The sequence below is a fragment of the Bacillus sp. (in: firmicutes) genome, assembly GCF_031983925.1.
GTDB lineage: Bacteria > Bacillota > Bacilli > Bacillales > Bacillaceae_G > Bacillus_A > Bacillus_A pacificus.
Map to the genome: position 1 here is coordinate 39,237 of NZ_DALYZR010000001.1, position 15,323 is coordinate 54,559.

The 15,323-nt window shown below is 36.2% G+C and carries 15 protein-coding genes; 10 read left to right on the forward strand and 5 right to left on the reverse strand.

From position 1 onward, the window contains the following. Window positions 1–29: 29 nt before the first annotated feature. Window positions 30–635: a DUF1648 domain-containing protein gene (locus RTP99_RS00200; RefSeq protein ID WP_000598990.1), complete on the forward strand. Its 606-nt coding sequence runs from the start codon at window positions 30–32 to the stop codon at window positions 633–635. A gap of 40 nt (window positions 636–675) precedes the next feature. Here the strand turns inward: RTP99_RS00200 and RTP99_RS00205 are convergent, their stop codons facing one another. The 4 genes from RTP99_RS00205 to RTP99_RS00220 form a co-directional block, all read right to left on the reverse strand. Further along, window positions 676–1,503: a CAP domain-containing protein gene (locus RTP99_RS00205; RefSeq protein WP_000747584.1), complete on the reverse strand. Its 828-nt coding sequence runs from the start codon at window positions 1,501–1,503 to the stop codon at window positions 676–678. Between the two features lie 465 nt (window positions 1,504–1,968). Further along, entirely contained in the window at window positions 1,969–3,297 is a 1,329-nt protein-coding gene (locus RTP99_RS00210; RefSeq protein ID WP_000209644.1) for a (Fe-S)-binding protein, read from the reverse strand. Then, on the reverse strand, window positions 3,294–4,706 hold the full coding sequence (gene glcD / locus RTP99_RS00215; RefSeq protein ID WP_000890738.1) for a glycolate oxidase subunit GlcD: 1,413 nt from the start codon (window positions 4,704–4,706) through the stop codon (window positions 3,294–3,296). The genes RTP99_RS00210 and glcD overlap by 4 nt, the downstream gene beginning before the upstream one ends. Before the next feature lie 117 nt (window positions 4,707–4,823). Then, window positions 4,824–5,939, reverse strand: a complete 1,116-nt coding sequence (locus RTP99_RS00220; RefSeq protein WP_000898631.1) for a CdaR family transcriptional regulator — start codon at window positions 5,937–5,939, stop codon at window positions 4,824–4,826. 136 nt (window positions 5,940–6,075) lie between these two features. On the opposite strand from RTP99_RS00220, the gene RTP99_RS00225 reads away from it, so the two are divergent. The 9 genes from RTP99_RS00225 (at window position 6,076) to RTP99_RS00265 (ending at window position 14,231) form a co-directional block, all read left to right on the forward strand. After that, window positions 6,076–7,050 (forward strand): YncE family protein, encoded by a 975-nt coding sequence (locus RTP99_RS00225; protein WP_001234170.1) that lies wholly within the window; start codon window positions 6,076–6,078, stop codon window positions 7,048–7,050. Next, window positions 7,043–7,714 carry a response regulator transcription factor gene (locus RTP99_RS00230; protein ID WP_000049881.1) on the forward strand — a complete coding sequence of 224 codons (672 nt, stop codon included), beginning with the start codon at window positions 7,043–7,045 and terminating at the stop codon, window positions 7,712–7,714. The genes RTP99_RS00225 and RTP99_RS00230 overlap by 8 nt, the downstream gene beginning before the upstream one ends. A gap of 3 nt (window positions 7,715–7,717) precedes the next feature. Further along, window positions 7,718–9,118 (forward strand): sensor histidine kinase, encoded by a 1,401-nt coding sequence (locus tag RTP99_RS00235; RefSeq protein ID WP_000494833.1) that lies wholly within the window; start codon window positions 7,718–7,720, stop codon window positions 9,116–9,118. Between the two features lie 226 nt (window positions 9,119–9,344). Further along, window positions 9,345–10,034 carry a FadR/GntR family transcriptional regulator gene (locus RTP99_RS00240; RefSeq protein WP_254912616.1) on the forward strand — a complete coding sequence of 230 codons (690 nt, stop codon included), beginning with the start codon at window positions 9,345–9,347 and terminating at the stop codon, window positions 10,032–10,034. Window positions 10,035–10,202: 168 nt separating this feature from the next. Next, window positions 10,203–10,922: a (Fe-S)-binding protein gene (locus tag RTP99_RS00245; RefSeq protein ID WP_000869149.1), complete on the forward strand. Its 720-nt coding sequence runs from the start codon at window positions 10,203–10,205 to the stop codon at window positions 10,920–10,922. A gap of 16 nt (window positions 10,923–10,938) precedes the next feature. Beyond that, window positions 10,939–12,360: a LutB/LldF family L-lactate oxidation iron-sulfur protein gene (locus tag RTP99_RS00250; protein ID WP_000061914.1), complete on the forward strand. Its 1,422-nt coding sequence runs from the start codon at window positions 10,939–10,941 to the stop codon at window positions 12,358–12,360. Then, window positions 12,360–13,070, forward strand: a complete 711-nt coding sequence (locus RTP99_RS00255; protein WP_000147201.1) for a LutC/YkgG family protein — start codon at window positions 12,360–12,362, stop codon at window positions 13,068–13,070. The genes RTP99_RS00250 and RTP99_RS00255 overlap by 1 nt, the downstream gene beginning before the upstream one ends. Before the next feature lie 112 nt (window positions 13,071–13,182). Then, window positions 13,183–13,905, forward strand: coding sequence for a prepilin peptidase (locus tag RTP99_RS00260; protein WP_000495750.1), 723 nt, complete (start codon window positions 13,183–13,185; stop codon window positions 13,903–13,905). Between the two features lie 14 nt (window positions 13,906–13,919). Then, window positions 13,920–14,231, forward strand: coding sequence for a cyclic-phosphate processing receiver domain-containing protein (locus RTP99_RS00265; RefSeq protein WP_001103781.1), 312 nt, complete (start codon window positions 13,920–13,922; stop codon window positions 14,229–14,231). Window positions 14,232–14,258: 27 nt separating this feature from the next. On the opposite strand, the gene RTP99_RS00270 is transcribed toward RTP99_RS00265, so the two are convergent. Further along, window positions 14,259–15,110: a formate/nitrite transporter family protein gene (locus RTP99_RS00270; RefSeq protein WP_000893047.1), complete on the reverse strand. Its 852-nt coding sequence runs from the start codon at window positions 15,108–15,110 to the stop codon at window positions 14,259–14,261. Window positions 15,111–15,323 lie beyond the last annotated feature (213 nt).

Sequence of the window (15,323 nt, forward strand, 5' to 3'; positions counted from 1 at the left end):
CGTTAAGAGAAAAGAGAGGTGAGAATCACTTGATCAAATATAAATATATACTAGGAATATTTTTTGCTTGTCTTTTAGTGACTCTATGTCTCTATCCATATTTACCAGAGCATTTGGCGGTACATTGGGATGTAAATGGTCGGCCAAACGAGTTTATGAGTAAACAAGTTGTTATAGCACTTATTCCTTGTCTTATTATTTTCTTACATGGATTGATGTATATTATTTCACATAATATATATAAGTTTAATGAAGACGAGCATGTCATGATAAGTGGATTTCTAAAGACGATTACTTTATTTATGTTGTTTATCCATATGCTAATTCTCTTTATTAATTTTGGAAGCATGATATCCTTTCAAACAGGACTAACAATAGGGATTAGTATGTTTCTTTTTATGCTTAGTAAGGCGTTTAAAAAAGTTCAGAGTACGGAAAAAGACTCAATCAAATTAAAAAAGATCCGTTTAGTGAGTAGACGGATTTTTCAAGTGATGGCATGTAGTATATTGTTTTCATTGTTTTTGAACTTGAAATGGGGGTTTTATGTGTTACTTAGCGTAATAAGTGGTGGTTCTATTTTGTTTATGTTCTACGCTTTATACTCATACATAATAGAAAGTTATGAAACGTAAAAAAGAGTCTTCTCATTATGAGAAGACTCTTTTAATCTATTTACTTCGTAATAAATTGTTGTGTCCAGTAGTTACCGCTTTCTACATAGCCAACACCGATGTGAGTGAAGCCATTATTTAAGATGTTTGCACGGTGTCCAGCACTGTTCATCCAAGCTTGTACTACTTCTTCAGGTGTACGTTGGCCTTGGGCGATGTTTTCACCTGCAGATGTATAAGAAATACCAAATTTCTTCATCATGTCAAACGGAGACCCGTATGTAGGGCTGTTATGATCAAAGTAGTTATTTTTTTGCATATCTTCAGATTTAATGCGTGCGACTTTGCTTAATTCAGTGTCGATTTTTAAAGCTGGTAAACCTTGTTTTGCACGCTCAGCGTTTGTTAATTCAACAACACGTTGTTCGAACTCGCTTAAAGATTTTGCTTCTTCAGCAGGCTTTTGCTCAGCCGGTTTTTGTTCAGCCGGTTTCTGCGTATTATTGTTTTCAGCAGGCTTTTGAGCTTCTGGTTTTTGAACTTCTTCAGCAGGCTTTTGCTCGGCAGGTTTTTGCTCAGCAGGCTTTTGAGTTTCTGGCTTAACTGTTGGTTGCTCAGTTACAACATTTTCAGTAGGTTGTTGACCAGGAATAATGCAATTTGGTTGGAAGTTTCCTTGTTGCCATTGTGCCAATGACTCAACGCCCATAGATTGTAAGAATGCTTGTAATTCTTGTTGGCTCATTTGCTTCATCATCACTTTTGAATGCTGAATATTTTGAACCTTTATGTTAGATGGTTGTACTGTTGCAGCTTGTGCATCTAGAGAAGATACTCCTAAAGTAAGAGCCGTTGCAGCAGCTACAGATAATAAAACACGCTTTTTCATGATGTGTGTCCCCCTATATAAAGTTTTAATTTGTTTTCACACGATTTGTTTTTGACAGCCTGTCTGACTGACAAATTCATCGTAGCATAGATTTTGTGAGAAAAAAGATGGAAAAAAATTCATAGACTTAAAATTTACCTAATTTATCCTAAGAAGGGAAAGGGGGAAAAATAAGAGAAACATAGAGTATAAAAGGAATTTTCAACATTTTTATACGTGGTTATAAGAGGGAGTTTTTGGATAAATGTACCTATATTGAAAATGAAGAATCCTATTGTATCAATGGTTTGAGCGTTTTTTTGAGGAATATACTGGATTGATTTTTACAAAACTGTAATGTTTCTGTTGTTCTTTTTTATAATAAAGTAACATATTTTTAATGTTGTAGCGGACAAAAAAGCGGCTATCTCTTTACATAGACGAAGGAGATAGCCGTTTTCCTATTATTACGTATGTTACGAGTTATTACGAGTTGGTTTCAATTGCTTCTAATAATAAATCAACAATGTGAATTCCTCTCATTTTATGAGAAAGACCTTCTCGTTCAATGCCTAATTTCATTTGTAATAAACAACCTGGATTTGCAGTAACAATGGTTGCTGCTTCTGTTTCATGCACACGGTCCATTTTGTAATCTAGAAATTCCATGGATAGTTCTGAATGAACAATGTTATAAATACCAGCAGAACCACAGCAGCGATCCGCATCTTTCATTTCACGGTATGTTGCGCCTTGAATTGCTTCTAGTAACATACGAGGTTCTGAAGATGTTCGCATAACATTGCGTAAGTGACAAGAGTCTTGATACGTAATAACTTGCGGCGTGACTCGTAAGTCATTACGTTTATGGAAATCTAGTTCTACTAGAATAGCAGTAATATCTTTAATTTTAGAAACGAACTGCTTTGCACGTTCAGCCCACTGTGGATCATCTTTTAACAGGTAATCGTAGTCTACGAGGTAAGCTCCGCAACCACCAGCATTCGTAATAATATAGTCGATGTTTAAATCTTCGAATGCTTTTATATTGCGTTTTGCTAATTCTTTTGCTCCATTTTTCTCACCAGCATGCCCATGTAATGCCCCGCAGCAACTTTGTGTTTTCGGAATAACGATATCACAACCAGCTAACTGAAGCAGTTTCATCGTTGCGTTATTTGTTTCTAAAAACATTGTATCCATTAAACAACCTGTGAAGAATGCAACTTGTTTCTTCTTCGTACTTTCAGCATGTAAAAATTCAGGACGATCTTTCATTGCTTTCATTTTAGGAACCTTAGGCAAAACGAGATCCATTGTTGCAAGTGTTTCAGGGAATAACTTCATAATCCCTGTTTTATGTGTTAGCGTTTGTAAACCAGAACGCTGATAAAAACCAATTAGTCCGGTTAATGTTCTCATTCGATTTTGATGCGGGAATAATCCTTCAAAAACGACTTTTCGAACAGCTTTCACTGGCACTGAGAATTTTTTATTTTGATTAATAATATCTCGAGCTTCTTCTAATAAATGTCCATAATTTACACCGGATGGACAAACAGGCTCACAAGCACGGCAACCGAGGCAAACATTTAATGTGTTTTCAACATCTTCATCTGGCTCAATTAAACCATCAACGACCGCTTTCATTAATGCGATACGTCCTCGTGGTGAATGTGATTCTTTATATCCAGATTGAATGTAGGTAGGGCAAGTTGGTAAGCAGAAACCGCATCGCATACAGTTTAGTAGTTCATCTTCACTTAATCGTTCTTTAAATTCTTTTTGAATGTTTTCTTTATTTAATGTTGTCATCGCTCAACCACCACTCTTTTGCGAGTGTCCTTCGCGAACATCTTTCCTGGATTCATAATGTTATTTGGATCGAAGGCGTGTTTAATTCCTTGCATAGCAGCAATACCTTCTTTACCTAATTTCATTTCTAAATACGGAGCTTTCATTGCACCAACACCATGTTCACCAGTAATCGTGCCACCAAGTTCGATTGCTTTTGCAAATATTTCAGCGAAAGCTTGTTCAGCTCGGTACATTTCTTCTTCGTTGCGAGCATCTGTCATACAAGTGGGGTGTAGGTTACCATCGCCAGCATGTCCAAACGTACAAATAGGAATATTATATTTTTTAGCAATGGCATTAATGGCTTCAACCATCGGAGCAATCTGTGATCGTGGTACCGTTGCATCTTCTAATATTGTAGTAGGCTTTAATCTTGCCAGTGCTGACAGTGCACTACGGCGAGCTGTACGAAGCGCATCGGCTTCCGCTTCATCTTTTGCAACGCGAACATCAACTGCATTCATAGAACGACAAACGTTAGCCATTTTTTCAATATCTCGATTCACAACTTCAGGCGGGCCGTCTTGTTCAATTAATAAAATTGCTTTTACATCAGTTGGTAAACCGATTTGTGCAAACTCTTCTACTACTTCAATGGTCGGCTGATCTAAAAACTCAAGTGTCGCTGGAATGATTTTATTTGCAATAATAGAAGAAACAGCACGTGCAGCTTCATTAATATCTTCATATAGTGCTAGCATCGTTTTCTTCGTTTCAGGCATAGGAACAAGTTTTAATATCGCTTCAGTCACGACGCCAAGTGTTCCTTCAGAACCGATAAATAAACGAGTTAAATCGTAACCAGCTACATCTTTTGCCAATTTACCACCAGTACGAATCATATCACCATTTGGTAAGACAAGTTCAAGACCCATCACATAATCACGTGTTACGCCATATTTTAATCCACGTAATCCACCTGAGTTTTCATTAATGTTACCGCCAATTGTAGAAATTTTCATTGAGCTTGGATCTGGTGGATAAAATAAACCTTTTTCTTCCACCGCTTTAATAATATCAAGGGTAATGACACCAGCTTGTACAGTAATTGTTAAATTTTCTTCATCAATTTCTAAAATGTTATTCATATGGCGGAAGATAAGGACGATACCGCCTTCAAGTGGACATGTCCCTGCACAAAGGTTTGTTCCAGAACCACGAACATATACAGGAATATGATGAGTGTTACATACTTTTAACACTTCAGCTACTTCATTTGTATTACGAGGAGCAATGACTGCATCAGGCATTGCTTGGAAGTTTGGAGTGGCATCATAACTATACGTTAAACGCCCCATATTGGATGTATCCACATTATCTTCGCCAACAATGGATACGAATGAATCAATAATTTGTTTTTCTAACATTGGAAATCCCCCTCAAACTGTTAACGTAATTAGTCATCATAAAAAACGTTGTCACAGTGCTTTCGTTATAATGATAAAAAAGTTGGGGGATTCTTTCTATGTATAATCATCTAAAGATTAATCTGTTTTATCATTCTTTTTTGTATGATTATCTAATAAGAGGAGCGAGAAGTATAAAATGTTTAAGTCTTTGAATTGTTTCGGATCAAGTCCTGTATACTCCTCAATTTTTTTTAGTCTGTAATGCAATGTGTTAATGTGGATATGTAATTGCTCCGCTGTTTGTTTATAGGATTGGTTATAATCAATAAATAAACGTAAAGTGTGCATAAGTTCAGGCGATGATAGTAAGTTTTCGATGGTGCGCTTTAGAAACTGTTCCCGCGTTTCAGCAGAAATATCTTGTAAGCACATTTCTAAACGTAAATCTTCATTAAATACAATGTTTTTCGTTTCAAGTGATACGGAAAGAGCTTGTAATGCTTGTTCGTATGATAAGTTCATATTGCTTGGCGTAACGGATTGTCCAATCCCGATATATAAAGGAACAGAAAACAAAGTTTCACAGTCTTGTTTTAATCGTTTTAAAAATTGATATGTTTGCTCTTTGGAGTTTGTGGCTGTAAATAAAATGAATCGATCATTTCCCCAGCGAATAAATAAATGCTCCTTTGTTAATAGATTGCGTACATGTTGCCAAACCTTACGCTGAAGCATCGTGTCATTTCGATCGATAGAGAACAAAATAAGTTGTTTTTTCTTATATAAATCAATACCAAGTGTTTTGGCACGATCGAGAAAGCTTGGAGACCAGTCTGTATTTTGAAGCCAATCAAAGACAAATGCCTCATAAGAACGGTGTTCAAGTTCTAGTTGTTCTAAAAAGTAGTTTTCATGGATGAGTAGTTCGGTCATTTTACGTAATATTTCTCCGTATTGTGAAATATTTTCAGGTTCGCCTGTAATTCCAATGACACCAATTACTTCGTCATGGAATAGTAAAGGGAGATTCATACCTGCCTTTACGCCTTGCAAACGTCGTTCATCCTCTTTTGTAATAATGACAGTTTTCTTTTGTTTTGCGCAGCGGAGTGCGCCCTCATGAAATTGGCCGATTCTTTCTATATCTGTACTTGCGATAATAACGCCTTGTATATTAATGATAATAATATTTTCTTTAATTAGCCTGCGTACTTCTCGTACAATTTTATTCGCTAAATCAGGAAAAAGCATAATTGGCACACCTCAAATTCTATTTGTTGTACATTATATATGTAAATGAAGTAGGAAAGGGAAATTTCACACTTTCCACACATTTATTTGTTATTTTACAATTATAACGAAATCATCCGAAGATGGAGGGGATCTTTTGAGAAAGTATGTTTTTCTTCTCTGTTTTTTATTTCTATTAGTAGGGTGTCAAGGAAGTTCCTATACATCGATTGCTAAAGATAAAAGTGTTATTATAACAACGAATATAAAAGAAGGTAGTATTAGTTTTGTCGATAAACATACTAAAAAGTTAATTACGACATGGGAACTTAACGAACCAATGGCAGGGATTGCACTACTTCCAAATGGTGAGGACATACTTGTATATGGTAAGCAGTTAGAGTACATGTATGTATATTCACTAGCAGAAGGAAGGCAAGTGGGAAAATATAAAACAGGAAAAGGCATTGTAAATGTAGTCGTATCAGAAGATAAAAAGCAATTATTTGCTGCCGATCAAAATGCCCAAAAGATAAGGTTCTTTACGATTAATGGAAAAGAAACAGGGAATGTTTCGACAGGAAAAGGACCAATAACGATGGTAGAGTACTATAACCAGTTATCTGTATTAAACTTTTATGATACGAAGCTAACGACAATTGATACAAAGAAAAAAGAAGTAATCCAATCCTTTATGATTCCACCAGCGTCAACGGGAGCAACAATTAGTTCAGATGGGAAAGAAATATGGATTGGCGGACATGGTGATGGAAATCAGGTAAATGAGAAAGTATTAGTGTATTCTTTGCAGAGCGGAGAAATGGTACGTTCTTTACACGCTCCGTTTATGCCTGTGAATATTACGAAGGATAATAAGTATGTATATGCATTAAGTCACGGTTCGAATACGCTTAGAAAGTTTGATGTTAGCACGTATAAAGAGGTGGCTTCTGTAGAAGTAGGATCGAACCCATTTGCATTTTTGAAGAGCGGAGCAGAAGGATACGTAGCAAGCTATGATAGTGATGAAGTGTGCGTCATGGATATGAAGAATTTGAAAATAAAACAAACAATTAAAGTCGGAAAAGGACCGTTTCAACTCATAGAGAGAGAAGGGAAGGACAATGAGTAAATATAGGGTGCTAGTTGTAGATGATGAAAGTGATATGAGGCAACTTGTTGGAATGTACTTAGATAATTTCGGATACGAGTGGGGAGAAGCTGAAAATGGAAAAGAAGCTCTAAAAAAATTAGAGACAAATCATTATGATTTCGTTGTACTAGATATTATGATGCCAGAGATGGATGGACTTTCAGTTTGTAAAGAAATTAGAAAAACGTCAGATGTACCAATAATATTTTTAACAGCAAAAGGTGAAGAGTGGAATAGGGTGAACGGCTTACGTATGGGAGCAGATGATTATATTGTAAAGCCATTTAGTCCTGGTGAATTAATTGCTCGTATGGAAGCTGTATTAAGGCGTTATACAAAGCAAGAGCAACAAGAGGAATTTCAGTTTGGACCGATTCTTATTAATGAAAAAAGTAGGAAAATTGAGGTGGATGGTGAGCCAATTTCTCTTACAGTGAAAGAGTTTGATTTACTCTATTTTCTTTGCCAACATACGGGACAAGTTTTTAGCCGAGAACAATTGCTGGAAAAGGTATGGGGATATGATTATGCCGGAAGTACAAGAACCGTAGATACGCACGTGAAAACAATGCGTTTGAAGCTTGGAGAAAGTGGGAACTACATTCAAACTGTTTGGGGTGTAGGCTATAAATTTGAGGTGTAACGTATGTTTACGATGGTACAGAAGCTTTGGCTGACAGTAGTATGTGCAGTATTTGTAACAGTTTCCTTTCTTTATTTTGTATCTTTATACTCGTATGAAAAGCTATATGTTGATAATTTAAAAGATTCATTAGTAATGGAAGGGAAGCGTCTTTCTGCGCAATATGATAAGCGCGAAGGGATATCAATTTTTGAAGAGAAAGTAAGAGCATTTGATCAAATATCTAGTTCAGACGTTCTTTTCGTATCGAACCCACGTGATTTAAGTGCATGTTTACCATTTGATGTGCACCATCATTCTCTTATAAGTGAAGGGGACAGGCAAGCATTATTAGATGGAAAAACTGTGACAAAGATAGGATACGAGGAACATTTTGACCGTAATATTATGGGGGTTGTCATCCCTGTTTTAGAAAATAAAAAATTAGTTGGTATTGTATATTCTTATATTCCTTTAAAAAGTATAAAAGACTTAATATATGATATGGGTCTTATTTTAGCACCGTTAGCACTTGCTATAACTTTACTGACAATATGGATTGGTAGAAAAATTATTATTGCTATTACGAAACCACTTTCGCAAATGGAACGAGTTGCCAATCATTTGGCTACGGGGGATTTCTCAGAACGAATTACAATTTCTTCTGAAGATGAAATTGGGCGATTAGGAAAAGCATTTAATAAAATGGCAAATTCTTTGGAGACAGAAGACGTAAAGCGTAAGGAGTTTTTAGCCAACGTTTCGCATGAACTAAGAACACCGCTTAGTTATATAAAAGGATATAGCGAGGCTATTTTAGATGGTGTAGCGAAGGGACCACAGCAGGAAAAAGTAACACAGCTTATTCATAAAGAAGCAGATCGTATGCAGCGTCTCGTTCATGATTTATTAGATTTGGCACAATTAGAAGGGGAACATTTTCCGTTAAAGAAACAACCTATCGTTTTTTCACAACTAATTGAAGATGTGTTAGATACGTATGAGATTAAGTTTATAGAAAAGAAAATTCGTATTTCAACAAATTTAAATCCAGAAATCATTGTAATGATTGATGAGGATCGTATGCAACAAGTGCTTCATAACGTGTTAGATAATGCGATACGGTATACAAATCAAAACGGGGATATTATAGTAACGCTCAGACAGATAGATGATTATTGTGAATTGAACATAAAAGATACGGGGATCGGTATTGATACAGAGCATTTGGAAAACCTTGGCGAGCGTTTTTACCGAGTTGATAAAGCGAGAAGTCGTCAACATGGTGGAACAGGTTTAGGCCTGGCAATTGTAAGACAAATTGTTCATATACATGACGGACAGTGGCGGATTGAAAGTGAAAAAGGGAACGGTACGACGGTTAGTATTAAATTGAAAGTACAGGATGAGGAGAGCATGTTCTAATTTTTAGGGCATGCTCTTTATATGGAAGACAATAATTATACGTAAGATATAAATTAATATGTAATAAATATCGGAATTTTGACGATTTTATGAACAAAACATTTGTACTTCTTACTAATTCGTTCTAAAATAGTTATGATGCAAATTTCTTATAAATCGTTTCAATTGTTGTTTGGAAGATACTGAGGTGATTTAACTGGAGTACAAATCTATTAAACCGAAAAAGATTTACGAAGAAGTATCTGAAGCTATTTTAACAATGATTAAAAATGGTACGTTAAAACCTGGTGACAAACTACTTCCTGTACATCAATTAGCTGAGCAGTTTCAAGTTGGTAGATCTGCTGTTCGTGAAGCGCTAAGTGCGCTAAGAGCAATGGGCTTAATTGAGATGAAACAAGGAGAAGGTACATATGTGAAGAACTTCGATTCTTCTTCATTAACAAAATCATTAAACAATAGATTATTGATGAAGAAAGAAGATATTTTGAATTTATTAGAAGTACGAAAGGTGCTTGAAGTGGGGGCAGTTCGAGCAGCTGCGGCAAAACGTACGGAAGATAATTTACAAAATATGAAGCATTGGTTAGATGAAATGGCAAAGAGCGTTGGAGATGAAAAAGCTGGTGAAAAAGCAGATTTTCAGTTCCATATGGGAATTGCAGAGTCTTCGCATAACAACATTTTGCTTGAACTTATGAATCATGTTTCAGAGATGATTGCTGAAACGATTGGTGAATCAAGACGCATTATTTTATATGGTGAACAAACAACATCAGAACGACTTATAGAAGAGCATCAAGTTATATATGATGCAGTGTTAAAGCAAGATGTAGAATTAGCGCAGCAAGCAATGCTAGATCATTTAACAAATGTAGAACATATTGTCACAGGTAGAAACGATATAAATTCTTAATTTAATCTTTTAAAAATCTAATTTTCTGATAAAATAGAGAGAGATTAAGTAAGCGTTTTCTTTAGAAGAGGGAGAGGATAGGCCATGGTTGAGCCTATTTCTTCTCTCCTTAGTCATCTGATGACCATATGTTTGTTGGTGGAGTTGTAAAAAGGGGGAGTAATAATTATGAAAGTTACTTTATTTGTTACTTGTTTAGTCGATATGTTTGAAACAAATGTCGGCAAAGCAACAGTTGAGGTGTTGGAGCGTTTAGGTTGTGAAATTGAATTTCCAGAAGCACAAGTTTGTTGCGGTCAGCCTGCTTATAATAGCGGCCATGTAGAAGCTGCAAAAGAAGCGATGAAACATATGATTGAAACTTTTGAAGATGCAGAATATATCGTTACGCCATCTGGTTCTTGTGCGACAATGTTTCATGAGTATCCGCATGTTTTTAAAGATGATCCGAAGTGGGCTAAACGTGCACAAAAAGTTGCTGATAAAACATATGAATTTACACAATTTATTGTAGACGTTTTAAAGGTTACTGATGTTGGTGCAAGTTTACCAGGGATTGCTACTATTCATAAATCATGTCATATGACACGTATGCTTGGAGTAACAGAGGCACCAGGAATTTTATTATCAAATGTAAAAGGCTTAACTGTGAGAGAGTTACCAAATGTGCAAAATTGTTGCGGGTTTGGGGGAACGTTTTCAGTGAAGATGACTCCAATTTCTGAGCAAATGGTAGATGAAAAGGTAGATAGTGCAATGGAAACAGGCGCTGATTATTTAATCGGTGCAGATTGTGGGTGTTTGTTAAACATTGGCGGACGTATTGAGCGTTTAGGAAAAGAAATAAAAGTAATGCATATTGCTGAGGTACTGAATAGTCGCTCATGAAGGGGGAACATAAGCTATGTCTATGAAAATCAGTGAGAAAAAATTTAATGATCGCGTTGGCGATGGAATTCAAGATTCGTTTATGCGCGGAGCAGTATCTTCTGCACAAACACGCTTATATACGAATCGTTTAAAAGCAGCAGATGAATTAGGAAACTGGGAAGAATGGCGTGAACTCGGTGAAGAAATTCGTCAACATACGTTAGAAAATCTTGATTATTACTTAATGCAGTTAAGTGAAAATGTATCCAAAAGAGGCGGACATGTGTACTTTGCGAAAACGAAAGAGGAAGCAGCAAAGTATATTCAAGACGTTGCAAAAAAGAAGCAGGCAAAAAAGGTAGTAAAATCAAAGTCAATGGTAACAGAAGAAATTAGTATGAACCATGCGCTTGAAGAAATCGGTTGTGAAGTGTTAGAAAGTGATCTAGGAGAGTATATTCTGCAAGTAGATAACGATCCACCTTCACATATTATTGCGCCTGCTCTTCATAAAAATAGAACGCAAATTCGTGATGTATTTAAAGAAAAGCTTGGCTATGAAAATTCTGATGATCCATACGAAATGACAAAGTTTGTTCGTAAACAACTTCGTGAAAAATTTATGGATGCAGAAATTGGTGTGACAGGTTGTAACTTCGCTGTTGCAAATACTGGCTCTCTTTGTTTAGTAACGAATGAAGGTAATGCCGATCTTGTTATGTCGATTCCAAAAACACAAATTGCGGTTATGGGTATGGAACGTATGGTTCCGACAATGGAAGAATTAGATGTTTTAGTTGGTTTACTATGTCGTAGTGCAGTAGGTCAAAAGTTAACAAGTTATGTAACGGTAGCGGGACCAATTCAAGAAGAGGAAGTAGATGGACCAGAAGAATTCCACTTAGTTGTGGTTGATAATGGTCGTTCTCAAATTCTTGGTTCTGAATTCCGTCAAGTGTTGCAATGTATTCGTTGTGCTGCTTGTGTGAACGTATGCCCTGTATATCGACATGTTGGTGGACATTCATATGGCTCTATATACTCAGGACCAATCGGGGCGGTATTAACACCACTTTTAGGTGGATATGATGATTACAAAGAGCTTCCTTATGCTTCTAGTTTATGCGGAGCGTGTACAGAAGCTTGTCCAGTAAAAATTCCATTGCATGATTTATTATTAAAACATCGTCAAGTTATCGTTGAGCAAGAAGGTCGTGCTCCACTTGCAGAAAAATTAGCAATGAAAATGTTTAGTATGGGTGCATCTTCAGCAGCTTTATATAAAATGGGATCAAAGATGGCGCCAGCAGCAATGAGTCCATTTACATCTGGTAACCGTGTATCAAAAGGTGTTGGGCCACTTAAAAACTGGACAGATATTCGTGAATTCCCGGCTCCAAGTAAAGAACGATTCCGTGATTGGTATAAAGATCATAAGAAAGGCGGGGACAAATAATGACAGGATTAATTCAAAACCGTGAGTCCTTTCTAGATAATATTGCAAAAGAACTTGGACGCGCGCGTAAAACGGATGGTGTAAAACGTCCAGTATGGAAAAACAATGTGAATAAAGAAACGTTAAAAAATTATTCACAAGAAGAATTGTTAGAAGTATTTAAAAATCAATGTACAAACATTCATACAACTGTTGTGGAAACGACAAACGACCGTTTACGTGAAGATATTCAAAAAGTAATCGTTGAAAACGGCGGGGGACCGATTATGTTATCGGCTGATGAACGTTTTGATTCTTATGGGTTGACTTCTTTATTTAAAGAAGAACTTCCAAAGCAAAATGTTGAAGTGAACGTATGGGATCCTGAGAAAAAAGAAGAGAATATGCGTATCGCGGAAAGAGCGAATATTGGAATTGCATTTAGTGATTATACTTTAGCCGAATCTGGTACGATCGTTGTACAAAGTCATAAAGGCCAAGGCCGTTCTTTACACTTTTTACCGACCGTATACTTTGCTATTATTCCACGTGAAACACTTGTACCTCGTATTACACAAGCAGTTGAGGATATGAACAAGCGTGTAGAAAATGGCGAGACAGTGGCATCTTGTATTAACTTTATTACAGGACCTAGTAACTCGGCAGATATAGAAATGAATCTTGTTGTCGGAGTACATGGACCATTAAAAGCAGTATATTTCATCGTATAAAATAGGGGAAAGCAGGCCAGAAAATGGCCTGCTTTTTTAATAGAATAGAGATAATATGAAGTAGAAGTTCTCTCCTTTTTTTGCTATGTTCTTCTGGAAAGGAGAGGAAGGGATGTTCACTTATGTATATGCATTGTTAGCGGGGATGGTGTTTGGTTCTTTTTTTATGGTAATTGCGATGAGAGTTCCGCTAGGGGAGTCTATCATAACCCCGCGTTCATATTGTCATTATTGTAAGTATGTGCTAAAGCCAAAAGAATTGATTCCAATCATTTCTTTTTGTATGCAAAGAGGGCGTTGTACGAATTGTAAGAGGAAAATTTCAATTTTGTACGTAGTATTTGAACTTGTAACTGGAATGATATGTCTTCTTACTGTATATATGATTGGGGTGGAACGAGAGCTTATTATCGTTTTATCACTTTTTTCGTTACTTCTTATTATTTCAGTTACAGATTACATATATATGTTAATTCCAAATCGTATTTTAGCTTGGTTTGCTTGTTTACTCATTTTAGAATGTGTTTTTATACCGTTAGTCACTTGGATAGATAGTATAGTTGGTAGTTGCGTTATATTCATTTTGTTATACTGCATGCAAAAGATATATCCAGAAGGGCTTGGGGGAGGGGATATAAAATTACTTTCGTTACTTGGATTTATAGTGGGACTGAAAGGGATTTTTATCGTTTTATTTTTAGCATCTTGCTTTAGTCTTTGTTTCTTTGGAGCTGGTCTCGTATTAAAACGTATGAAAATGAGGACTCAAATACCGTTTGGTCCTTTTATTAGTCTTGGGGCAATATGTTACATGTTGGTCACGTATGCAAAATAGAGAGGGGATAGAAAATGAATGTATATATGGATGATCAAAGAAGTTGTCCGTACGGTTACGTGCTCGCAACTACAGTAGAATGTGCTTTGCAAATGGTACGAGATTATGAGGTAAATGTTCTTTCCCTTGATTTCAATATGGGATGGGGAGAAAAAAGTGGATTAGATTTTGTAGAGACTTTTTGTAAAGAGGGGCTATATGTGAATGAAATACACTTTCATACGAATGATGTCATCGGTATGCATAAGATGAAACAGAGAATGGATAAGGGAAAGGAAGAAGGAGAGATTAATCCTAATCTTGTTGTTAAATATGTGGGGAGCTAAAAACTCCAAAGTAAAACTTTGGAGTTTTTAATGTTTCATATGCGCTTGCAACGGAATGATTTCTTCTTGTTGAGCTGCTCCTAATTCAGTTTCTTCTTGTTTCACGTCAGGTACTTTCTTTGTTAAGTAATGGTATACCATACCGACAAATACAGACCCGCCAATAATGTTACCAATTGTAACTGGAATTAAGTTATGAATAGCACCTGCAAAAGAAATTGTCTCTGGATGCGGTGAAACTAAAGATAAAGCAAACAGCGATAAGTTTGCGATGCTATGCTCGTAACCAGATAAGAAGAATGTGAAAACGAGCATCATCATTATCATAATTTTTGCTGTATCACCTTTAACTTGAGAAGGTAAGAAACAAGCAAGACATACAAGCCAGTTACATAAAATTGCTTTAAAGAATAGTTGCATTGTAGGTGTATTCATTTTTCCCTCAACGACTTTATTCATGAAATGACTGTGATCAATTGTTTCGAAAATTCCAGTGGCATAAAATAGTAAGGCAAAGAATAAAGCGCCAGCTAAATTGCCTGCATAACAAGTAACCCAGTTACGAAGTGTATCAGATATTGTTGTTTCTTTTCTTAATGTTGCTACAGTGAAGTACATTGTGTTTCCAGTAAACAATTCAGCACCACCATATATAATAAGTACGAGGGCAATTCCGAAAAACATAGAAGCAGCTAAATAAGTTGCTGGTGAATCTGCAATGTGAAAAAAGTTACCTAATTTAAAACATAGTACAATAATAAAACCGATATAAATACCCGCAAGTGCGGCACGAATGAAATATTGCATCGGGTTTGTATCTAACATTTGTTTTTTGCTCTTAGCCAGTTTGACAACATAATCTAATCCTTGTTCTAGCATGAGTAATACGCTCCTTTAGTACATCATCTATAAAATGAAACTTTAATCAGTGGGGGGGTTCTTCATCTCCCACTGATTATTAGTTGAACCAATCGGGCTTTTATGGGCAGTTGATCCCCACCTAACTTCTTTGTTTTCGCTGAATTTTGAGGTGGGGGTCTTACTGCCCATTAAAGCGGGATAAATGCTCCTTATATGAATAAAGTACATCGA